Raw genomic sequence first — 20,717 nt, 5'->3', positions numbered from 1 at the left:
ATCGTCGGTGAATTGTTGCGGAGCCAAACATATCAACCGACGCGCGTCCGCGCAACGCGGGATCAGGCGACCAGCAGATAGAGCGCGCCCAGGACGGTCAGGGCGATCACGATGCGCTCGAAGGTGCGCTGATCCAGCCGGTCCAGGAGCCAGCGTCCCAGCAGCGCACCCGCGACGACACCCGGGATCAGTGCCAGATCCATCAGCAGGGTCGGGACGTCGATGATGCCGAGCGCCACCGAGAACGGCACCTTGGCCAGGTTGATGCCCGCGAAGAACCACGCCGCCGTGCCGAGGAACTCCCGCATCGGGAACCGCGCCGCCAGGAAGTACATCGACATGACGGGCCCCGCGGCGTTCGCGACCATGGTCGTGAAGCCGCCGAGGGTGCCGTACGCCGCGGCGGCCAGCAGGCCCGCGCCGGGGGCCTCGGTCTCCTCGCGCGCACGCCGCCGCCGCCACAGGGTCACGCCCACGACGAGCAGGAGGATCCCGCCGATGACCCGGCGGGTCCACGCGTCGGACGCGAACGCCAGGAACGCGGTCCCCAGCAGCAGGCCCGCCAGGACCGCCGGGATCAGCGGCAGCAGCGCGTGCAGGCGCGCGTGCCTGCGATGCAGCCAGAGGGCGAAGCCGTCGCCGACGATCAGCAGCACCAGCAGGGCGCCGGTGGACTCCTTGGCCGGGAGCGCGGTCGCGAACAGCGCGATCGCGAGCGTGTTGGCTCCCGGCAGCGCCGCCTTCGAGACTCCGACGATCACGGCGGCGGCCGCGAGCGCGGCCCAGGCGAGGAGGGTGAGCTCGGGCATCGTCTCAGGCTATCCGCGGCGCCGGATGCGGGCGCCGGCCGGGTTCGCGGTCAGGTGAGCTCGACGTCGACGACCTGCTCGCCCGCGGTGATCCGGTACTCGCCCTTCCAGCCCTCGACGCGCACGCGCCCGTCCGCGTCGGTGCGCATCGTCGTGGGCGGCAGCCACCACTCGTCGCGGATCAGCCCGCGCAGACGCTCGTACGACGGCTTCCGGCTGCCGTCGGAGCGGAGCAGTCCGATCGGCGCGCCGAGCCACGCACCGGCGTCCGTGATGCCCCAGTATGTGATCGCCTCGACCGCCGGGTGACCGGTGAGCGTGCGATACAGGCTCTCGAGCTGGTCCGCCTGCCGTGCCTCGCTCTCCGGGGTCGAGGGCCAGCTGTCCACGACGTAGTCGTTCAGGTCCTCGATCTCGGGCGGCATGAGGTCGCCGGAGACGAGGCTGACCTCCGTGAAGTGCAGCGGCAGCCCGAAGCGCGCGAAGCGGTCGGCGATCTCCAGCAGCTGCTCCTCGCCGCGGTAGCCCTGGTGCATGTGGGTCTGCAGGCCGATCGCGTCGATCCGGACGCCGGCCTCGAGGGCGTCCTCGATCACGCGCTCGTACCGCGCGGAGAGGTCGAAGTCGTTGATCAGCAGCGTCGCATCCGGGTTCGCCGCGCGCGCCGTGTCGAGCGCGAGCCGGACGATCCCGGTGCGCCCGAGCTCGCGCGCGAGCCGCGAGACTGCGTTCGGGACGCCGTCGGGCTCGTTCTCGAACACCGGCATGATGGCGACCTCGTTGATCGCGTCCCACGTGTCGATCAGCCCGGCGAAGTCGCCGACCTCGCGTGTGACGCGCTCGCGGATCAGGCGCTCGACCTCGTCGCTCGGCAGCGGGTCGAGCCACCGCGCCTTGACCGTGTGCCACACGAGGGGGTGCCCCTTGAGGCGCACGCCCCGGTCGGCGAACCAGCGCGCGGCGGTGAGCAGCCGCGCCGTGTCGGGGTTCCCCCGCTGGGGCTCGAAGTCGCCCCAGTAGAACGGCAGCGTGGCGGTGTCGAACAGGCCGAGCCAGTCCTCGGCGAGCTGAGACAGGTCGGCCTCGCCGTTCGCATGGGGCACCAGCTCGAAGCCGATGTTGCCGAACCCGAAGGCGTGGCGCGTCTGCTCCACGACGACCTCGCGGTCGGCGAGCGGGGTGCCCTCGGCCGAGGTCACGACGACGTCTGCGGCGGCGGTGCGGGGGGAGGGGGTCACGTCACTCCTTCGGGCGTGCGGTCGAGCCGCGCAGCACGAGCTCCGCGGGCATCCGGATGTGCTCGGGCTGCGAGCCTCCGAGCATGTCGAGCAGGATCCGCACCGCGGCCGCGCCCATCTCGGGCAGCGACTGGCGGATCGTGGTGAGGCCGGGGGAGGAGGCCACGGCCTCCGGGATGTCGTCGAAGCCGACGACGGAGAGGTCCTGCGGGATGCGCAGTCCCCGCGCGGTCGCGACCCGGATGGCCTCGATGGCGGAGAGGTCGTTCGCCGCGAACACGGCGGTCGGCGGCTCGGCGAGGTCGAGCAGGGCGGTCGCCGCGGGGGTCGACTCGGCCGTGCGGTACGCGCCGACGGTCACGAGGCGCGGGTCGAAGGGGATGCCCGCGGCCGCGAGCGCCTCGCGGTATCCCTGCTCGCGCAGCCGCGCGGACTCCAGGTCGCCGCGGCCGCGGATATGGCCGATCCGGCGGTGGCCGAGCGAGATGAGGTGCTCCGTCGCGGCACGGGCGCCGCCGAGGTTGTCGGTGTCGACGGTGGCCGGCCCGGTGGGCCCGGTGTGGGGGTCGACCGCGACCGTGGGCACGGACGACTCGGGCAGGGCGACCGTCGGCGTGACGATGATGGCGCCGTCGATCAGCGTCCCGCCGAGCCGGGACAGCGACCGGCGCTCCCACCCGGTGTGCTCACCGGCCGACACGCTTCCGGCGTAGGCCAGGATGTCGTAGTCCGTGCCCTGAAGCGCCGACGAGGCGCCGCGCAGCAGCTGGAGCGCGAACGGCTCGAACTCGGCCACCAGCACGCCGATCACGTTGGTGCGGCGCCGCCGCATCGAGGTGGCGACCAGCGAGCTCTCGTAGCCCAGCTCGGCGACCACGCCCAGCACGCGCGCGCTGGTCGCGTCCGCGATGCCGTCGCGCCCGTTGATCACCTTCGAGACGGTCGCGACGGAGACTCCGGCGGCACGCGCCACGTCGCGGATCGTCACCCGCCCGGACGGGGTGCCGGCGACGTCGAGATCGGTCATGCGCGTCAGCATAGTCACAGGATGGAAAACGATATCGATAACGATTGACATTTGTTGGAGCCGGTGACAAAGTCATCCGAGACGCATCGGAGGCCTCGGCGATCCGACCCGGGCGGTGCGTCCCACTCAACGAAGAGGAGCAATGCCCATGAATGTTCGCAGGACATGGATGGCCGCGGCGGCCGTCGCCGTCACCGCGGGCCTCGCCCTGACCGGCTGTGCCGGCGGCGGAGGACAGAGCGGTGAGGACGGCGGACCTGTCGAGCTCGAGGTCTGGCACAACTCGACCACGGGCCCCGGCAAGCAGTTCTGGGAGGACGCCGCGGCGGCGTTCACCGAGGAGAACCCGGACGTCACGTTCAAGATCACCGCGATCCAGAACGAGGACATGGACGGCAAGCTGCAGACCGCCGTGAACTCGGGCGACATGCCCGACGTGTTCATGGCGCGCGGCGGCGGCAAGCTCGCCGACATCGTCGACGCGGGGGCCGTCAAGGACCTGACCGACCTGATCTCGGACGACGCGCGCGCGGCGTTCGGCGACGCGCCGTTCAGCGCGTTCAGGATCGAGGACAAGACGTACGCCGTCCCGATGGCCGTGCTGCCCGGCGGCTTCTTCTACAGCCAGGACCTGTTCGCGCAGGCCGGCATCGACGCGCCGCCGACCTCGATCGACGAGCTGAGCGACGCGGTCGACAAGCTCAAGGGGGCCGGCATCCAGCCCATCGCGCTGGGAGCGAAGGCCGCCTGGCCCGCCGCGCACTGGTACTACTTCTTCGCGCTGCGCGCCTGCAGCCAGGACACGATCGAGAACATCGCCGTGACGATGGACTTCTCGGAGCCGTGCTGGCTCGAGGCGGCGGAGAACCTCGAGGAGTTCGCGGCCACCGAGCCGTTCCACGAGGGCTTCCTCACGACCGACCCGCAGGAGGGCGCGTCGTCGTCCGCCGGCCTGATCGCCAACCACCAGGCGGCCATGGAGCTCATGGGCGCGTGGGACGTGGGCGTGATCGCCTCGCTCACCCCGGACCAGCAGCCGCTGGCCGACCTGAGCTGGTTCCCGTTCCCGGCCGTCGAGGGCGGCGAGGGCGACCCGACCGCGATGATGGGCGGCGTCGACGGCTTCTCGTGCGCGGCCGACTCGCCCTCAGCGTGCGAGGACTTCCTGAATTTCCTCGCGACCGAGGAGCAGCAGGAGGCGTACGCCGTGGCGTACCAGACCATCCCGGCGAGCGCCGACGCTCAGGACGCGGTCGAGGACCCCGCCCTGCAGCCGCTCATGGAGGCCTCGAGCGAGGCCGCGTACGTCGTGGTGTGGCTCGACACGCTGCTCGGCCAGAACGTCGGCAACGCGCTGAACACCGCGGTCGTCGAGATGCTCGCCGGTCAGGGAGACGCGCAGTCGATGGTCGACGCGGCGGCTCAGGCGGCGGCGCGAGGCTGACATCATGACCGGAACCCAGGCCACGCCGCTCGCGGCGCGACCTGTGGGGAGTGCGCCCTCCGGGGCCGGCGCCCGCGCGTCGGCCCCGGGGCGGCGGCCGCGACGAGCCGACTGGCGCATGCGCGGCGAGATCGCGCTCCTCGCAGGCCCCGCGATCGTCATCTTCGTCTTCTTCGTGATCCTGCCCGTCGTCATGGCGGCGGTGTACGGATTCTTCCGTTGGAAGGGCTTCGGCTTCCCCGACGACTTCGTCGGGTTCGGCAACTACGAGCTCATCCTGCAGGACCCGACCTTCCGCGACGCCCTCTGGCACAACGCGATCGTCGTCGTGTTCTCCCTGCTGCTGCAGGGGCCGCTCGCCATCCTGTTCGCGCTGCTGATGAACCAGAAGATGCGCGGGCGCTCGCTCATCCGCGTGCTCATCTTCGTGCCGTACGTGATCTCCGAGGTCGTCGTCGGCACGGGCTGGGCGCTCATGCTGCAGGACACCGGAGCCATCAACTCGCTGCTCGCCAAGATCGGGCTCGAGGCGTGGCAGAACTCCTGGATCGCCGACCCGTCCGTCGCGATGGGCACGCTGATGTTCATCCTGACGTGGAAGTACATCGGGTTCGCGGTGATCCTGATGCTGGCGGGAATGCAGTCGATCCCCGAGGAGCTCTACGAGGCAGCCGCGATCGACGGGGCCGGCTTCTGGAAGATCCAGTGGAGCATCACGCTGCCGCTGCTGGGCCCGACCATCCGCATCTGGGCCTTCCTGTCGATCATCGGCGCGCTGCAGCTGTTCGACCTCGTCAACATCATCTGGGGGCAGTACGTCTCCGCGACGGCCGGCACCTCGACCATGGCGACGTACATGTACCTCAACGGCCACCTCGCGGGCAACTACGGCTTCGGCAACGCGGTCGCCGTCGTGATCTTCCTGATCTCGCTCGTCGTGGCCCTCGTCTACCAGCGGTTCGTGCTGCGGCGCGACACCGACGGCGCCCTCACGGGCGACAGTGGAAGGAGCCGCCGGTGAGCACCGCGACCTCTGTCCTGGTCCAGCCGCTCGACCGCCGGGGCCGGCGACGTCCCCGGCGCGACTGGGGCAACCCCTGGGTGTACCTGATCGCGGTCATCCTGATCTCCATCTGCATCGGCCCCGTGCTGTACATCATCATCGGCGGCTTCCGCACCAACTCGCAGATCACGGCCGACCCGTCGGGCTGGCCGGGTCCGTGGGAGACCGGCAACTACACGGACGTGCTGGCGAGCGGCGAGTTCTGGACCGCGATGCTCAACTCGACCGTGGTGGGTCTCGGGACGACGGCCGGCGCCGTGGTGCTCGGCATCATGGCGAGCTACGTGATCGCGCGCTACGACTTCCGCGCCAAGGGAGCGATGTACGCGCTGTTCGCGGCGGGCCTGATGTTCCCGATCACGGTGGCCATCACGCCGCTGTACCTGCTGATCCGCAACCTGGGGCTCGTGAACAACCTGGGCGGTCTCATCCTGCCGCAGATCGCGTTCGCGCTCCCGACGACCGTGATCATCCTGGTGCCGTTCCTGCGGGCGATCCCGAAGGAGCTCGAGGAGGCCGCATCGATCGACGGCGCCAGCCGGCTCGGCTTCTTCTGGCGGATGGTGATCCCGCTCAGCCTCCCGGGCGTCATCACGACCGGCATCCTCGCGTTCGTCGGCTCGTGGAACGGCTACATGCTGCCGCTGTTCATCCTGAGCGACGCCGATCTGTTCACTCTTCCCCTGGGCGTGCAGAACTTCTCGTCGCAGTACTCGGTCGACACCGCACGCGTGCTCGCGTACACGTCGCTGTCGATGCTTCCGGCGCTGCTGTTCTTCAGCCTGTTCGAGCGTCGCATCGTCGGCGGCCTGACCGGGGCGGTGAAGGGATGACCGACGTGCAGACCACCGAGCGCGCCGCCGTGGAGACCTCCGCGCCCGCGGACGTCCGCGCCTACCCCGTGGCGTCCGACCGCGTCGCCGGCCTGCTCGCGCGGATGTCGCTCGAGGAGAAGGCGGCGCAGCTCGTCGGCTACTGGATCGACCAGGGCGGCGGGGTCGTGGCGCCGATGGCGGACGAGATGGGCACGGCCGGCGACGGCCGCGCGCTCGCCGACATCACCGTGCACGGGATCGGGCACTACACCCGCGTGTACGGCACGCGACCGGTCGAGCCGGCCGAGCGCGCCGCCTGGCTGTGGGGCGAGCAGCGCCGCCTGAAGCGCGAAACCCGTCTCGGCATCCCCGCGCTCGTGCACGAGGAGTGCCTCACGGGCCTGGCCGCGTGGAAGGCCGCGACGTTCCCGACCCCGCTCGCGTGGGGCGCGTCCTTCGACCCGGAGCTCGTCGAGGAGATGGGCCGGGCGATCGGCGCCTCGATGCGCGAGCTCGGCATCCACCAGGGTCTGGCGCCCGTGCTCGACGTGATCCGCGACCCCCGCTGGGGGCGCGTGGACGAGTGCATCGCCGAGGACCCCTACGTGGTGGGGACGATCGGCACCGCGTATGTCCGTGGCCTGCAGGGCGCGGGCGTGCACGCCACGCTCAAGCACTTCCTCGGCTACTCGAACTCGCGGGCGGGGCGCAACCACGCGCCCGTGCACGCCGGCCCCCGCGAGGTGGCCGACGTGTTCCTGCCCCCGTTCGAGATGGCGATCCGCGACGGCGGCGTGCGCTCCGTCATGAACAGCTACGCGGAGATCGACGGCGTGCCCGTGGCCTCCGACCCCGAGCTGCTCACCGGCGTGCTGCGCGAGCGACTCGGCTTCGACGGGGTCGTGGTCGCGGACTACTTCTCCGTGGCGTTCCTCGAGGTGATGCACGCCATCGCGGCCGACCGCGGCGCGGCGGCCGCGCTCGCGCTGCGGGCCGGTATCGACGTCGAGCTGCCCTCGGGCGACGCCTACCTGGAGCCGCTCGTCGAGGCGGTCCGGTCCGGCGCGCTCGAGGAGGCGTACGTGGACCGCGCGGTGCTGCGCGTGCTCGCGCAGAAGGAGGAGCTGGGCCTGCTCGACCCCGAGGCCTTCGAGGACGAGCCGCCCGCGAGCGTCGATCTCGACACGCCCCGCCACCGCGAGATCGCGCGGCGCCTGGCGGCCGAGTCGATCGTGCTGCTGTCGAACGACGGCGCGCTGCCCCTGGCATCGGGTGCCCGCCGCGTCGCGGTGATCGGCCCGAACGCCGACCGCGCCGACGCGCTGCAGGGCTGCTACTCCTTCGCGAACCACGTGCTGGCGCACCACCCGGGGTACGAGACCGGGTTCGCCATCGCGACCGTGCGCGAGGCGCTCGCCGCCGCGCTGCCGGACGCGGAGCTCGTGTACGCGCGCGGCTGCGAGGTCGAGGGCGAGGACCGCTCGGGCTTCGACGAGGCCGTGGCGGCCGCGGATGGCGCCGACGTCGCGATCGTGGTCGTGGGCGACCAGGCAGGCCTGTTCGGCCGCGGCACGGTGGGCGAGGGGAACGACGTCGAGTCGCTCGACCTGCCCGGCGTCCAGCGCGAGCTCGTCGAGCGGCTCACGGAGACCGGGACCCCGGTCGTCATGGTGCTGCTCACCGGCCGCCCGTACGCGATCGCGTGGGCGCTCGACGAGGAGGGCGCCGGTGCCGCGCGTCCCGCGGCCGTGCTGCAGGCCTTCTTCCCGGGCGAGGAGGGCGGCACCGCGATCGCGGATGTCATCACGGGCGCCGTCTCGCCGTCCGGCCGGCTTCCCGTGAGCCTGCCGCGCTCGGCCGGCGCCCAGCCGTACTCGTACCTGAGCCCCATCCTGGGTGGTCCGTCCGACGTCACCTCGACCGATCCGACGCCCGTCCGGCCGTTCGGCTTCGGCCTGTCCTACACGACGTTCGCGTACGACGACCTCGCGGTCGACGAGACGGTGCCCGCGGACGGCCGGCTCAAAGCGTCCGTGACCGTGACGAACACCGGCGCGGTGGCGGCCGCCGACGTGGTGCAGCTGTACGGCCGCGACGTCGAGGCGACCGTCACGCGCCCCGTGGCGCAGCTGCTCGGCTACGCGCGCGTCGAGCTGGAGCCCGGCCAGTCGCGCCGCGTGGCGTTCGACGTGCCGGTGCAGCGCTTCGCGTTCACGGACCGCAGTCTGACCCGCGTGGTCGAGCCGGGCGACGTCGAGGTGTGGGTCGCGGCGCACGCCGCGGTGTCGAGCCGCGCGGCCGATGTCAGCGACTCCACGGGCGGCGTCATCTCGAACGCCAGGGCCCGGGGCGCGCGCGAGCTCGCGGGCGACGCGACGCCGCGCGCGCGGGTCACGGTGACGGGCGACGTCCACGTCGTCGGGATCGACGATCCTCGCGTCGTCGAGGTGACCCTCGTCTGATCCGGGGACCGGATGCGCGGCGCCCACCCGGCCGCGCATCCGGCCTCCGGCTCTCGGTGCCGATAGATTGCCTGGGACGGACCGACACGTGCGAGGGCAGGGATGCGACCGCTGACGACGAGCGTCGAGGGGGTGCGGCGCACCAACCTCGGCGAGGTGCTGCGCCTCGTGCACCATGAGGGGCCGCGCTCGCGCGCCGTGATCACCGCGGAGACGGGGCTGAACCGCTCCACGGTCTCCGACCTGGTCACGACGCTCGTGGCCGCCGGCCTCGTGGAGGAGCGCGATCCCGATCCGACCCGGCGCGTGGGGCGTCCCTCGCCGATCGTCGCCGCCAGCGAGGACGTCGTGGCGATCGCCGTGAACCCCGAGGTGGACGCGCTGGAGGTCGGCGCCGTGACCCTCGGCGGGCGGGTCCGCGCGCGGGTGCGCGAGGAGGTGTCCGGCGACGTCCGCGTGGACGACGTGGCCGCGGCCGTGGCGAGGGTCGTCGACGGCTGGCGCGGCTCGGAGCTGCGCGGCTGCCGGATCGTCGGGGGCGGCGTGGCCGTGCCCGGTCTCGTGCGCGCGGCCGACGGCACCGTCCGCCTGGCGCCGCACCTCGGATGGCGCGACGTGGACGTCGCGGGCCCGCTCCGCTCGGCCACCGGGCTGGCGTTCTCGGTCGGCAACGACGCGTCGCTCGGCGCGCGGGCGGAGAAGCTGTTCGGCGCCGCGCGGGATCACGCCGACGTCGTGTACCTCAACGGCGGCGCCTCGGGCATCGGCGGCGGGCTGATCCTGCACGGCACCGCGATCGGCGGCGCCCGCGGCTACGCCGGGGAGTGGGGCCAGAACCGTCCGAGCATCCTGGACCCGGCCGACCGCCGCACGGACGACGGCGTGCTCGAGGACGAGGTCAACCGCGCGCGGCTGCTGGGCGCCCTCGGGCTGGGTGCGGCAGACGACGACGAGCTGGCGCGCGCGCTCGCCGCGTCGTCCGACCCGGCCGTGGCCGACGAGCTCGAGCGGCAGCGCCGCATCCTCGCCCCGAGCCTCGCGAACGCGGCGAACGTGCTCAACCCCTCGGTGATCGTGCTCGGCGGATTCCTCGCGATCCTGCACGATCACGACCCGGAGGGGCTCCTCGACCAGGTCCGCGCGCACATGCTCGCCGCCCCGGCCGAGGACCTGGAGATCCGCGCGGCCGCGCTCGGCGCCGACCGCCTGCTGATCGGCGCGGCGGAGGCGGCGCTGGAGCCGCTGCTCGCCGACCCGCTCGGCCTGCCGGCTTCCTCCTCCTGAGGACGGCCCGTCAGGGCAGCACGAGGCGGCCGTCGACGCGGCGGGGGATGCCGAGCGGGTTGTCGTCGCGGAGGGCCGCGGGCAGGAGCTCGGCCGGGGCGTCCTGGTAGGTCACCGGGCGCTGGAAGCGGCGCACGGCGGTCGCGCCGACCGACGTGAACTGCGACGTGCTGGACGGCCACGGGCCTCCGTGCTGCTGCGCCCAGCTCACCGCGACGCCCGTCGGCCAGCCGGCGAACAGCACGCGGCCGGCGAGCTCCTCGAGGCGGCCCACGAGCGCGCCGACGTCCTCGCCGGGCTCGCGGTGCACGGTGGCGCTGAGGCTGCCCGGCATGGCGTCCAGCACGGCGTCGCGCTCGGCCTCGTCGGCGCAGCGGACCAGCAGCGTGAACGGGCCGAACACCTCCTCGAGCAGCTCGTCGGCGTGGCGCAGCAGGGTCGGCGCATCGGTCGCCGCCACGAGCGGGGCCGGACCGTCGCCGGCCTCGCCGGTCGCCACGACCTCGACGCCGTCCAGGTTCGAGACGCGCTCGGCGCCCGCCGCGAAGCCCTCGGCGATCGCGGGCGTGAGCAGCCGCGGCTGGGGCGCGAGGTGCGCAGGCAGAGCGGCCTCGAGGGTCGAACCGTGTGGCAGGAGCACCACGCCCGGCTTGGTGCAGAACTGGCCAGCGCCGAGCTGGAACGACCCGGCCAGGCCCTCCGCCAGCGCGGCGCCGCGCGCGGCGTCGGCGCCCGGAGTGACCACGACCGGGTTGAGCGAGCCGAGCTCGCCGTAGAACGGGATGGGATCGGGTCGCGCCGCGGCGCGGTCGAAGAGCGCGCGCCCGCCGCGCACGGATCCGGTGAAACCGACCGCGCGGATCGCGGGATGGTCCACGAGCGCCAGCCCGGCCTCGAAGCCCTCGACCAGCGCGAAGACGCCGTCCGGTGCGCCGGCGGCGGCGAGGGCCGCGGAGACCACCTCTGCGGTCCGCCGCGACGTCTCGGGATGGCCCGGATGCGCTTTGACGACCACCGGGCAGCCGATCGCGAGCGCGGAGGCGGTGTCGCCGCCCGCGACCGAGAACGCGAACGGGAAGTTCGACGCCGCGAACACCGCCACGGGCCCGATCGGCCGCAGCACGCGCCGGAGGTCGGGCGTCGGGGGAGTGGTGGACGGATCCGGATGGTCGATCGCCGCCTCGAGGTACGAGCCCTCCTCGACGACCCGGGCGAACAGCCGCAGCTGCGCGGTGGTCCGCGCCACCTCGCCGGCGAGGCGCGGCGACGTGGGCAGCGCGGTCTCCCGCGCCGCGAGCTCGACGAGCGTGTCGGCGTCGGCGTCGAGCGCGTCCGCCACGGCGCGCACCCAGGCGGCGCGCGTGCGATCGTCGGCGGCGAGCGTGATGCGGAATGCGTCGCGCGCGGCGCGAGCGATCCGGTCGACCTCTTCGACGGCGGTGTCGGTCATGAGGGGTCCTTTCGGGGACGGACTGCTCCAGTCAACCGCAGACCGGGCCGGCCGGGGCGCGCCGACCCGCGGTCGAGGCCCGCACGACGAGCTCCGGTTCGAACACCACGTTCCGCGGCGCGAGCGAAGGGTCCGCCGCCTCCTCGATCAGGATCGACAGTGCGGTGGCTCCCATCGTGCGGCTCGGCTGCCGGATGGAGGACAGCGGCACGGCGGCCGAGGCCGCGAAGTCGATGTCGTCGTAGCCGATCAGCGCGATCTCGTCGGGTACGGAGACCCCCGCGGCGGTGAGCGCCTGCAGCACGCCGAGCGCCACCAGGTCGTTGGCCGCGAAGATCGCGTCCGCCCGCTCCTGCCGCGAGCGGGCGGCGATGCGCTCGCCGGCCTCACGGCCCTCCGCGACGGTGAGCGTGGCCACCGGGACGATCTCGAGCGTCGCGCCCGGCGTCGCGGAGATCGCGGCGCGCGTCCCCTCGATGCGATCGGCGACGTGGCCCACCGTGGCCGGGCCGCCGACGAACGCGATCCGGCGCCGTCCGCCCTCGAGCAGGTGCCGTGCCGCGAGGGCGCCGCCGCGGATGTCGTCCACGGCGACCGATGAGAACCCGCTCCCGGCTTCCGTGCGATCCACCAGCACGACGGCGATCCCGCGGCTGCGGAGCGCGCGCAGGCGCGGGAGGTCCTCGGCGATCGGCGAGAGCAGGATCCCGTGGGCGCGCAGCTCCTCGAAGTGGGCCAGCAGGCGGCCTTCGCGCTCCGGCCGTTCGTCGCTGTTGCCGATCAGCACCGACAGCCCGCGCTCCGTCGCGACGTCGTCGGCACCGCGCGCGAGATCCGTGAAGAACGGGTTGCGGGCGTCCAGCACGACCATCCCCACGGTGTGCGAGCGCCCGGCGCGGAGCTGCCGCGCGGCGTCGTTGCGCACGTAGCCGAGGGCGTCGATCGCCGCGCGCACGCGCTCCACGGTGGCGTCAGGGACCGACTGCGGTCGGTTGAGCACGTTCGACACGGTCCCGACCGAGACGCCGGCGCACGTCGCGACGTCGCGGATGCTGACACCCATGGTTCCCTCCCTGCGGCACGACGTTACCGCGCGGCGCGCCCCGCGCCGGACGCGCCCCCGCATCGCAGCATGAAACGTCTCATTCGCGCTAGTGTCATCCCGGACGCGGCATCGACGCCGCGACGGAAGGACTCCATCGATGGCCCTGTACGACCTGCCGCTCGACGACCTGCGCGCGTATGCGCCCGATGTCGCCTGCCCCGACGATTTCGAGGCGTTCTGGGCGGAAACGCTCGCGGAGACCAGAGCGGCCGCGTGGGACGCAAGGGTCGAACAGGTCGACAACGCCCTGGAGGTCGTCGACACGAGCGACGTGACGTTCTCGGGCTACGCCGGCGACCCCATCCGGGCGTGGTGGCACGTCCCGGCCGGGCGGCAGCCCCGCGCTGTCGTCGTCGAGTTCATCGGCTACAGCGGGGGCCGGGGCCTCGCGCACGAGGTCGCGACCTGGCCGCTCGCGGGGTACGCCCACCTCGTCGTCGACACCCGCGGCCAGGGCTGGGGCCACTGGCGCTCGGGCGACACCGCCGATCCGCACGGCACCGGGTCGGCGGTGCCCGGAGTGATGACCCAGGGCATCGAGGATCCCGCGACGTACTACTACCGCCGCGTGTACGCCGACGCCGTGCGCGCCGTGGACACCGCGCGGGCGCTTGCTCCGGGGATCCCGCTGTTCGTGACCGGCGGCAGCCAGGGCGGCGGCATCTCGATCGCCGCGGCGGCGCTCGCCGACGACGTGGCCGGCGCCATGCCCGATGTGCCGTTCCTGTGCCACTTCGCGCGCGCGACGACGATCACCGACGCCCGCCCGTACAAGGAGATCGGGGAGTACCTGGCCGGGCACCGCGGCCGAGTCGAGCGGGTCTACCGCACCCTGAGCTACTTCGACGGCGTGAACATGGCCCGCAGGGCTGCCATGCCGACACTGTTCTCGGTGGCGCTGATGGACGTGATCTGCCCGCCGTCCACCGTGTTCGCAGCGTACAACGCCTGGGGCGGCGAGGACCGGCGGATCGAGGTCTATCCGTTCAACGACCACGAGGGCGGCGGTGCGTTCCAGCGCCGCGCGCAGCTCGACTGGCTCGCGGACCGACTGCGCTGAGCCGGCTGAACCGGGGGCTCAGTCCTTCAGACGCACCAGGCGCTCGTGGCCGCTCTCCTGCACCTCGGCCAGGCCCTCCCGCGACTTCACGAAGTCCGTGAAGGAGCGGAAGCCGAGCGCCTTCTCGCTGAAGGAGGGGTCCATGCGGCGCATGTGCTGCTTGACCGCCGACGTGTGCAGCCACTCGGCGTCGTCGCCCTGATCGCGCCCCAGACGCAGCGCGCGCTCGAGGAGGCGGGTCGCCGCCGCGTGCAGGTCCTCGGGCGGGATCTCGTCGAAGGGGACGAGCGTGTCCTCCTCCGCCGGAGGCTGTTGCTTGGCGCGTGACGCGCGACGGCTGCGCTGCTTCGCCGGAGTCTCCTCGGCGGCCGGCTCGGGCTCGGGCTTGGCGGCCGCCGCGGGCTTGGGCTTCTCGGGCAGCGTGACGCCCGGCAGGGTGTCATAGGCCTCGAACTGGTCGCATGCCGCGGCCAGCGACTTCGCGGTCGAGCCGGCCACGCCGAGCCCGATCACGTAGCGCCCGAGCCGCTTGCAGCGCTGGGCGAGCGGCACGTAGTCCGAGTCGCCCGCGACGATCACGACGTGGGTGAGGTCGGGCAGGCGGAACATGTCCTCGACCACGTCGACCGCGAGCCGGATGTCGGCGCCGTTCTTGGCGTACGCGGCGGCCGGGAACAGCTGCACGAGATCCACGGCGCGGCCGACCAGCTGCGAGCGGTAGATCGCGTTGACGGGCGACGACCAGTCGGCGTACGCCCGGGTCAGCACGAGCGTGCCGAACGAGGCGGCGTAGTCGATGACCGCTCCCACGTCGATGGTGGCGAGCGCCAGGCGCTCGGCGATCTCGGGGTCGGTGGGGTTCTCGGCGATCCGCTGGCGGTCGCGGCTGTACGAGTTGCGCCCGTGGACGCGGTCGTACCAGCTCATCACGATGTTGTCGAAGTCGAGGTAGACCGCCACGCGGGCGTCGGGGGAGTCGGCCATGGGTCCTGTTCCGGAAGAGGGGAGGTCAGCGTGCGGCGGGGGCCGCGACCTCGAAGGGATACTGCACACCGATCTGGCGGCGGATCTCGTCGAGCGCGCCCATGATCGCGACGGACTCGTCGATCGGCAGCTCGTCGCCCTGCAGCAGGCCCTCGGCTACGAACCGCTCGGCCGCGAGCGCCTGGTACTGCATGCCGCGGCCCTCGACGTGCGATTCGTAGCGCTCGGTCACGGTGCCGTCGGGCGTGGTGACGGTGAACGACGTGGGGGTGTACCAGACGCGGTCGATGTCGATGCGCGCCTCGGTGCCCACGATGTGCGCCGTGTTCGGACCCACGGCGCGCGAGGACGAGACGGTCGTGGACACGGCGCCCGAGGCGTGGGTCATGAGCGTGGCGACCTCGGCGTCGGCGCCCGTGTCGGCCAGACGAGCGGCGGCCTGCACGGCCGCCGGCTCGCCCAGGATGTCCCACACGAACGAGATCGGGTAGATGCCGAGGTCGAGCAGCGCGCCGCCGCCCAGGCTCAGCGCGTTGATGCGGTGCGACGGATCAACCGGCAGGCTCTGCGTGTGGTCCGCGAACACCGTGCGGACCTCACCCAGGGTGCCGGCGTCGATGATCTCGCGCACGCGCGCCATGTGCGGCAGATAGCGCGTCCACATCGCCTCCATCACCAGCAGCCCGCGGCTCGCCGCGAGATCCCGCAGCTCCTCGGCCTCCCGCCGGGTCACGGTGAACGGCTTCTCGACCAGCGCGTGCTTGCCCGCCTCGAGCACGAGGCGGGCGTTCTCGGCGTGCATCGGGTGCGGCGTGGACACGTACACGATGTCGATGTCGGGGTCGGCCGCGAGGTCCTCGTACGAGCCGTGGGCGCGGGCGATCCCGAAGTGCGCGGCGAACGCGTCGGCGGAGGCCTGCGAGCGCGAGCCGACGGCCGCGAGGTCGAGGCCCGCGGTGCGCAGGTCCGAGGCGAACGCGTGCGCGATGCCGCCCGTGGCGAGGATCCCCCAGCGCAGTCCGGATGTCGAATCGGTCACTTCGCTCCTTCGCTCGGTCGCGTCGCAGCAGGCGACGCATCACGTTCGAGCCTAGGCGCACCCGCCGACGCGGAGCACCCCACGCAGTCAGGGGATCACGAGGAGCTTGCCGGGCGCGCCCGCGCGGCTGTCCCGCTGGGCGTCGGCGGCACGCTCGAGCGGGTAGCGCTCGCCGAGCTCGACCGAGAAGCGACCGGCCGCGAGCAGCGCGAGGCAGACCGGGATGGCCTCCAGGCGCCACGCCTCCTGCCGCGGGGTGAGCGGCTCGGGCGAGCCGCCGCTGAAGGCGCGGATCCCGAGGCCCGCCGCATCCGCACCGCGCACGATGGTCGCGATGCGGTCGCGGTCCGTGAGCAGCTCCAGCGAGGCGTCCAGGGCCTCATCGGTACCCGCGCAGTCGAGGATCACCGTGACGCCCTCAGGAGCGGCGGAGCGCACGCGCTCGACGAGCCCCTCGCCGTAGGCGATCGGCTCGGCCCCGAGGCCGGCCACGCGCTCGGCGCGCGCGTCGCTCGTCGTGCCGAGCACGCGGGCGCCGGCGAGCACGGCGAACTGGATCGCGGCCTGGCCGACCGCGCCGGAGGCGCCGTGGATCAGAAGGGTGTCGTCGGCGCGGACCGCGAGCGAGCGCAGCGCCTGGTACGCGGTGCCGACGGGCGTGCCGAGCGCGGCGCCGACGGCCGCCGAGACGCCGACCGGGCGCGCGAACACCTTCTCGGCGGGCACCGCGAGGGCGGTCGCGTAGGCGCCCATCTTCCCGGTGAAGACCACGGGGTCGCCGGGCCGGAAGCCCTCGACGTCCTCGCCCACGGCCAGGATGTGCCCCGCGCCGTCGGTGCCCGTGCCGCGCGGCTTGGTGATGTCCGCCGAGGGGCGGATCCGCTCGCGCAGCTTCCAGTCGATCGGGTTCACACCGGCCGCCTCGACGCGGATCACGACCTGCCCGGGACCCGGCTCCGGATCCGGGATCTCGTTGAGGGTGAGGACCTCGGGGCCGCCGAACTCGGTGTACTGGATCGCCTTCGCCATACCGTCAGGCTATCGCCGTGGACGCGGGACGGCCCCGGTCCTCGTGGAGGAGCCGGGGCCGTCGTGCGCGACGTGTCAGAGTGCGTCGATCGCGGCGTTGAACGTGGCCGACGGGCGCATCACGGCCGAGGTCTTCTCGGCGTCGGGGCGGTAGTAGCCCCCGATGTCCACCGGCTGCCCCTGCACGGCGATCAGCTCGTCGACGATCGTCTTCTCCTCGGCCGTCAGCTTCTCCGCCAGCGGCGCGAACGCGGCGGCCAGCTCGGCGTCCTGCGTCTGCTTCGCGAGCTCCTGGGCCCAGTACAGGGCCAGGTAGAAGTGCGAGCCGCGGTTGTCGATCGTGCCGATCTTGCGGCCCGGCGAGCGGTCCTGGTCGAGGAACGTCCCGGTCGCGCGGTCGAGCGTGTCGGCGAGCACCTGGGCCTTGGCGTTGTCGGTGGTCTGCGCGAGGTGCTCGAACGAGGCCGCGAGCGCGAAGAACTCGCCGAGCGAGTCCCAGCGCAGGTAGTCCTCCTCGACCAGCTGCTGGACGTGCTTGGGGGCCGAGCCGCCCGCGCCCGTCTCGAACAGCCCGCCGCCCGCCATGAGCGGCACGATCGAGAGCATCTTGGCCGACGTGCCGACCTCGAGGATCGGGAACAGGTCGGTGTTGTAGTCGCGCAGCACGTTGCCCGTCACCGAGATGGTGTCCAGGCCCTGGCGGATGCGCGCGAGCGAGAACAGCGTCGCCTCGGCGGGCGCCATCACGTGCAGCTCGAGGCCCTCGGTGTCGTGCTCGGGCAGGTACTGCTCGAGCTTCACGATCAGGTTGGCGTCGTGCGCGCGGTTCGCGTCGAGCCAGAACACGGCGGGGGTGCTCGACAGGCGGGCGCGCGTCACGGCGAGCTTCACCCAGTCGCGGATCGCGGCGTCCTTGGTCTGGCAGGCGCGCCAGATATCGCCGGCCTCGACCTCGTGCGCGAGCAGGACGTCGCCGGCCGAGTTCACGATGCGGACGGTGCCGGGCGCCGGGATCTCGAACGTCTTGTCGTGCGAGCCGTACTCCTCGGCGGCCTGCGCCATGAGGCCGACGTTGGGAACGGTGCCCATCGTGGCGGGGTCCAGCTTGCCGTTGGTCTTGCAGTCGTCGATCACGGCCTGGTAGATGCCGGCGTAGGACGAGTCGGGGATGACAGCGAGGGTGTCGGCCTCCTTGCCGTCGGGGCCCCACATGTGGCCGCCGATGCGGATCATGGCGGGCATCGAGGCGTCGACGATCACGTCGCTCGGCACGTGCAGGTTGGTGATGCCCTTGTCGGAGTTCACCATGGCGAGCGCGGGGCCCTCGTTCATGGCGGCCTCGAACGCGGCCTTGATCTCGGCCCCGTTGGGCAGCGCGTCCAGGCCGGCGAAGATCGCGCCCAGGCCGTCGTTGGGTGACAGCTCGGCGGCCGCGAGGTCGTCGCCGTACTTCTCGAACACGGGCTTGAAGTACGCCTTGACCACGTGGCCGAACAGGATGGGGTCGCTGACCTTCATCATGGTGGCCTTGAGGTGCACCGAGAACAGCACGCCGTCGGCCTTGGCGCGCTCGACCTGCTCGGCGAGGAACGCGTCGAGCGCCTTGGCGCTCATGAAGGTGGCGTCGACGACCTCGCCCGCGAGCACCTTGAGGTCGCCCTTGAGCTCGGTCACGGTGCCGTCCGTCGCGACGTGCTCGATGCGCAGCGTGTCGTCGGAGGGGATCACGACCGACTTCTCGTTGGAGAAGAAGTCGTCGTGGCCCATCGTCGCGACCGCGGTCTTCGAGTCGGCGCTCCAGTCGCCCATCGAGTGCGGGTGGGCCTTGGCGTACGCCTTGACCGACGCGGGCGCACGGCGGTCCGAGTTGCCCTGGCGCAGGACCGGGTTCACGGCCGAGCCCTTGACCTTGTCGTAGCGCGCGGCGAAGTCCCGCTCCTCGTCGGTCTCCGGGTTCGCCGGGTAGTCCGGGACGTCGTAGCCGAGCGCCTGCAGCTCGGCGATGGCCGCCTCGAGCTGCGGCACGGAGGCCGAGATGTTGGGCAGCTTGATGATGTTGGCCGACGGGTCGTTGGCCAGCTCGCCGAGCTCCGCGAGGGCGTCGCCGATGCGCTGCTCCTCGGTGAGACGCTCGGGGAACTGAGCCAGGATGCGGCCGGCGAGCGAGATGTCGCGGGTCTCGATGTCGATGCCCGCCTTGGCCGCGTATCCCGCGACGATGGGGAGCAGCGAGTACGTCGCCAGGAGCGGCGCCTCGTCGGTGTGCGTGTAGATGATCTTGGACATGCGGATGAGGCTCCAGGGATCGCAGGACATCGACGTCGAGCCGTCGACTCTCTCGATATGAAGATACCCGAGCGCGTGAGAGCATCGAGTCCGATGACCTCCCACCCCCTCGCCTACGCGGCCCGCGCGGCGCGCTTCCGGCCGTCCGGCGTCCGCTCCGTGTTCGACATCGCGATGCGCCCGGGGATGATCTCCCTGGCCGGCGGCAGCCCGGACCTCTCCGTGCTGCCGCGCGAGCAGGTGGCCGAGCTCGCGGCCGGGATGATCCGCGGCGCGGGCCCCGACGCGCTGCAGTACCAGCCGGCCCAGGGGCTGGACGGAACGATCGAGGCGATCCGCGAGGTCATGCGGGCCGAGGGCGTCGACGCCGCGCACGACCGGATCCAGGTGACCGCCGGCTCGCAGATGGGCCTGCAGGTGGTCACGACGCTGCTCGCGGACCCGGGCGACACCGTGATCGCGGAGGCGCCGACGTACGTGGGCGCGCTGTCGGTGTTCGGCGGGCTCGAGGCTCGCGTGGCGCAGGTGGAGATCGACGAGCACGGCATGCTCCCGGACGCGCTCGAGGCGACGATCGCGCGCGTCCGGGCGACCGGGTCGCGCATCCCGTTCCTCTACACGGTGCCGACGTTCGGCAACCCGTCCGGCGCGTCGATGAGCGCCGCGCGGCGCGAGGCGGTCGTGGAGCTCTGCCGTCGCGAGGGCATCCTGATCGTCGAGGACAACCCGTACGGGATGCTCGCGTTCGACGACGAGCACCGGCTGCCGCTGTATGCGCGCGATCCGGAGAACGTGGTCTACCTGGGGTCGTTCTCGAAGATCTTCTCGCCCGGCGTGCGGGTCGGCTGGCTCGCGGCGCCGCCCGAGCTGCGGGGGCGCGTGCAGCTCGCGGTCGAGGCCATGACCATCCACGCGTCCGTGGTCGGGCAGGTGCTGGCCCAGCGGTTCATCACGGAGACCGACTGGCGCGGGCACGTGCGCCGCAGCGCCGACGTCTACCACGCGCGCCGCGACGCGCTCATGGCGGCCCTCGACGAGCACATGCCCGCGGGCACGACGTGGACGCGGCCGCACGGCGGGTTCTTCACGGTCGTCACGCTGCCGCCCGGGACGCCCGTCGACGGCCTGCTCGACGCCGCGATCGACGCCCGCGTGGTCTACGTCCCCGGCAGCGAGTTCATGGCCGACGGGAGCCGCGCGGACACGCTGCGGCTCGCGTACAGCTTCGAGCCCGAGCACCGTCTCGCGGAGGGCGCGCGCCGGCTCGGGGAGGCGATCCGCGCGCTCGGCTGAGGGTCGCGCGGGGTCGCCGACCCGTGGGATATCGGTAGCACGATAGACCTCGTGATCGTTCGATCATCGCGATTGATCCGGTCTTCGGGTGCGACTTATGGTCGCTTCCAACCTTTTTCGGCGCGTCGCACGGAGCTGTGCGATGCCGATGACCCGAGGATCCGCCGTTGAATCCCATCGCCGCCCGATCGACCCGCACCCGCATCCGCAGTCGCGCTCAGGCGCTCGCCCTCGCCGGCGCGCTCGCCGGCGCCCTAGGTGTACTGCCCAGGGACGTTGTTTGATCTGGCTTCCCTGATGTGACGAGAACCTCCCGGCAGAGTGGAGCT

The 20,717-nt window shown here is 72.5% G+C and carries 16 protein-coding genes; 7 read left to right on the top strand and 9 right to left on the bottom strand.

Going from position 1 to position 20,717, the window contains the following annotated elements:
• Positions 1-62: 62 nt before the first annotated feature.
• From ACYVGN_RS09310 to ACYVGN_RS09300, 3 genes are read right to left on the bottom strand one after another with little or no spacing between them, the layout of a single operon-like run.
• Positions 63-809: a sulfite exporter TauE/SafE family protein gene (locus ACYVGN_RS09310; RefSeq protein WP_460790314.1), complete on the bottom strand. Its 747-nt coding sequence runs from the start codon at positions 807-809 to the stop codon at positions 63-65.
• Between the two features lie 50 nt (positions 810-859).
• On the bottom strand, positions 860-2,047 hold the full coding sequence (locus ACYVGN_RS09305) for an endo-1,4-beta-xylanase (protein ID WP_460790312.1): 1,188 nt from the start codon (positions 2,045-2,047) through the stop codon (positions 860-862).
• A 1-nt stretch (position 2,048) separates the two neighbouring features.
• Complete coding sequence (locus tag ACYVGN_RS09300) at positions 2,049-3,074, bottom strand: LacI family DNA-binding transcriptional regulator (protein ID WP_460790311.1); 1,026 nt, start codon at positions 3,072-3,074, stop codon at positions 2,049-2,051.
• A gap of 148 nt (positions 3,075-3,222) precedes the next feature.
• Between ACYVGN_RS09300 and ACYVGN_RS09295 the strand changes: the two genes are divergently transcribed.
• The 5 genes from ACYVGN_RS09295 to ACYVGN_RS09275 all read left to right on the top strand — a co-directional run bounded on the left by ACYVGN_RS09295 (position 3,223) and on the right by ACYVGN_RS09275 (position 10,142).
• Complete coding sequence (locus tag ACYVGN_RS09295; RefSeq protein ID WP_460790309.1) at positions 3,223-4,518, top strand: ABC transporter substrate-binding protein; 1,296 nt, start codon at positions 3,223-3,225, stop codon at positions 4,516-4,518.
• A gap of 4 nt (positions 4,519-4,522) precedes the next feature.
• Entirely contained in the window at positions 4,523-5,539 is a 1,017-nt protein-coding gene (locus ACYVGN_RS09290; RefSeq protein ID WP_460790308.1) for a carbohydrate ABC transporter permease, read from the top strand.
• On the top strand, positions 5,536-6,414 hold the full coding sequence (locus ACYVGN_RS09285) for a carbohydrate ABC transporter permease (protein WP_460790306.1): 879 nt from the start codon (positions 5,536-5,538) through the stop codon (positions 6,412-6,414). The genes ACYVGN_RS09290 and ACYVGN_RS09285 overlap by 4 nt, the downstream gene beginning before the upstream one ends.
• Positions 6,411-8,858 carry a beta-xylosidase/alpha-l-arabinosidase gene (locus ACYVGN_RS09280; RefSeq protein WP_460790304.1) on the top strand — a complete coding sequence of 816 codons (2,448 nt, stop codon included), beginning with the start codon at positions 6,411-6,413 and terminating at the stop codon, positions 8,856-8,858. The genes ACYVGN_RS09285 and ACYVGN_RS09280 overlap by 4 nt, the downstream gene beginning before the upstream one ends.
• Positions 8,859-8,960: 102 nt before the next feature.
• Entirely contained in the window at positions 8,961-10,142 is a 1,182-nt protein-coding gene (locus ACYVGN_RS09275; RefSeq protein WP_460790302.1) for an ROK family transcriptional regulator, read from the top strand.
• Between the two features lie 10 nt (positions 10,143-10,152).
• On the opposite strand, the gene ACYVGN_RS09270 is transcribed toward ACYVGN_RS09275, so the two are convergent.
• The gene (locus tag ACYVGN_RS09270) at positions 10,153-11,592 is read right to left on the bottom strand and encodes an aldehyde dehydrogenase (NADP(+)) (RefSeq protein ID WP_460790300.1); all 1,440 of its coding nucleotides are present in this window, start codon (positions 11,590-11,592) and stop codon (positions 10,153-10,155) included.
• A gap of 31 nt (positions 11,593-11,623) precedes the next feature.
• A complete protein-coding gene (locus tag ACYVGN_RS09265) occupies positions 11,624-12,655 on the bottom strand; it encodes a LacI family DNA-binding transcriptional regulator (RefSeq protein WP_460790298.1) in 1,032 nt (343 codons plus the stop codon).
• Positions 12,656-12,794: 139 nt separating this feature from the next.
• Between ACYVGN_RS09265 and ACYVGN_RS09260 the strand changes: the two genes are divergently transcribed.
• Positions 12,795-13,757: an acetylxylan esterase gene (locus ACYVGN_RS09260; RefSeq protein ID WP_460790296.1), complete on the top strand. Its 963-nt coding sequence runs from the start codon at positions 12,795-12,797 to the stop codon at positions 13,755-13,757.
• Between the two features lie 18 nt (positions 13,758-13,775).
• On the opposite strand, the gene ACYVGN_RS09255 is transcribed toward ACYVGN_RS09260, so the two are convergent.
• The 4 genes from ACYVGN_RS09255 to ACYVGN_RS09240 all read right to left on the bottom strand — a co-directional run bounded on the left by ACYVGN_RS09255 (position 13,776) and on the right by ACYVGN_RS09240 (position 19,095).
• Positions 13,776-14,741 (bottom strand): NYN domain-containing protein, encoded by a 966-nt coding sequence (locus ACYVGN_RS09255; protein WP_055990099.1) that lies wholly within the window; start codon positions 14,739-14,741, stop codon positions 13,776-13,778.
• Between the two features lie 25 nt (positions 14,742-14,766).
• The gene (locus tag ACYVGN_RS09250; RefSeq protein ID WP_460790294.1) at positions 14,767-15,780 is read right to left on the bottom strand and encodes a Gfo/Idh/MocA family protein; all 1,014 of its coding nucleotides are present in this window, start codon (positions 15,778-15,780) and stop codon (positions 14,767-14,769) included.
• An 87-nt stretch (positions 15,781-15,867) separates the two neighbouring features.
• Positions 15,868-16,809: an NADP-dependent oxidoreductase gene (locus tag ACYVGN_RS09245; protein WP_460790292.1), complete on the bottom strand. Its 942-nt coding sequence runs from the start codon at positions 16,807-16,809 to the stop codon at positions 15,868-15,870.
• 75 nt (positions 16,810-16,884) lie between these two features.
• On the bottom strand, positions 16,885-19,095 hold the full coding sequence (locus tag ACYVGN_RS09240; RefSeq protein WP_460790290.1) for an NADP-dependent isocitrate dehydrogenase: 2,211 nt from the start codon (positions 19,093-19,095) through the stop codon (positions 16,885-16,887).
• A 93-nt stretch (positions 19,096-19,188) separates the two neighbouring features.
• On the opposite strand from ACYVGN_RS09240, the gene ACYVGN_RS09235 reads away from it, so the two are divergent.
• Positions 19,189-20,388 carry an aminotransferase-like domain-containing protein gene (locus tag ACYVGN_RS09235; protein ID WP_460790289.1) on the top strand — a complete coding sequence of 400 codons (1,200 nt, stop codon included), beginning with the start codon at positions 19,189-19,191 and terminating at the stop codon, positions 20,386-20,388.
• Positions 20,389-20,717 lie beyond the last annotated feature (329 nt).

Source organism: Microbacterium lacusdiani, assembly GCF_054779895.1.
Note: the sequence above shows the minus strand (reverse complement) of the source record. Positions and strands in the feature narration are given on the sequence as shown.

Excerpts from the sequence above, each read along its gene's own strand:
- ACYVGN_RS09310 (WP_460790314.1), bottom strand. The coding sequence starts at position 809 with ATGCCCGAGCTCACCCTCCTCGCCTGGGCCGCGCTCGCGGCCGCCGCC.
- ACYVGN_RS09300 (WP_460790311.1), bottom strand. The coding sequence starts at position 3,074 with ATGACCGATCTCGACGTCGCCGGCACCCCGTCCGGGCGGGTGACGATC.
- ACYVGN_RS09295 (WP_460790309.1), top strand. The coding sequence starts at position 3,223 with ATGAATGTTCGCAGGACATGGATGGCCGCGGCGGCCGTCGCCGTCACC.
- ACYVGN_RS09290 (WP_460790308.1), top strand. The coding sequence starts at position 4,523 with ATGACCGGAACCCAGGCCACGCCGCTCGCGGCGCGACCTGTGGGGAGT.
- ACYVGN_RS09280 (WP_460790304.1), top strand. The coding sequence starts at position 6,411 with ATGACCGACGTGCAGACCACCGAGCGCGCCGCCGTGGAGACCTCCGCG.
- ACYVGN_RS09275 (WP_460790302.1), top strand. The coding sequence starts at position 8,961 with ATGCGACCGCTGACGACGAGCGTCGAGGGGGTGCGGCGCACCAACCTC.
- ACYVGN_RS09270 (WP_460790300.1), bottom strand. The coding sequence starts at position 11,592 with ATGACCGACACCGCCGTCGAAGAGGTCGACCGGATCGCTCGCGCCGCG.
- ACYVGN_RS09265 (WP_460790298.1), bottom strand. The coding sequence starts at position 12,655 with ATGGGTGTCAGCATCCGCGACGTCGCGACGTGCGCCGGCGTCTCGGTC.
- ACYVGN_RS09260 (WP_460790296.1), top strand. The coding sequence starts at position 12,795 with ATGGCCCTGTACGACCTGCCGCTCGACGACCTGCGCGCGTATGCGCCC.
- ACYVGN_RS09255 (WP_055990099.1), bottom strand. The coding sequence starts at position 14,741 with ATGGCCGACTCCCCCGACGCCCGCGTGGCGGTCTACCTCGACTTCGAC.
- ACYVGN_RS09245 (WP_460790292.1), bottom strand. The coding sequence starts at position 16,809 with ATGGCGAAGGCGATCCAGTACACCGAGTTCGGCGGCCCCGAGGTCCTC.
- ACYVGN_RS09240 (WP_460790290.1), bottom strand. The coding sequence starts at position 19,095 with ATGTCCAAGATCATCTACACGCACACCGACGAGGCGCCGCTCCTGGCG.
- ACYVGN_RS09235 (WP_460790289.1), top strand. The coding sequence starts at position 19,189 with ATGACCTCCCACCCCCTCGCCTACGCGGCCCGCGCGGCGCGCTTCCGG.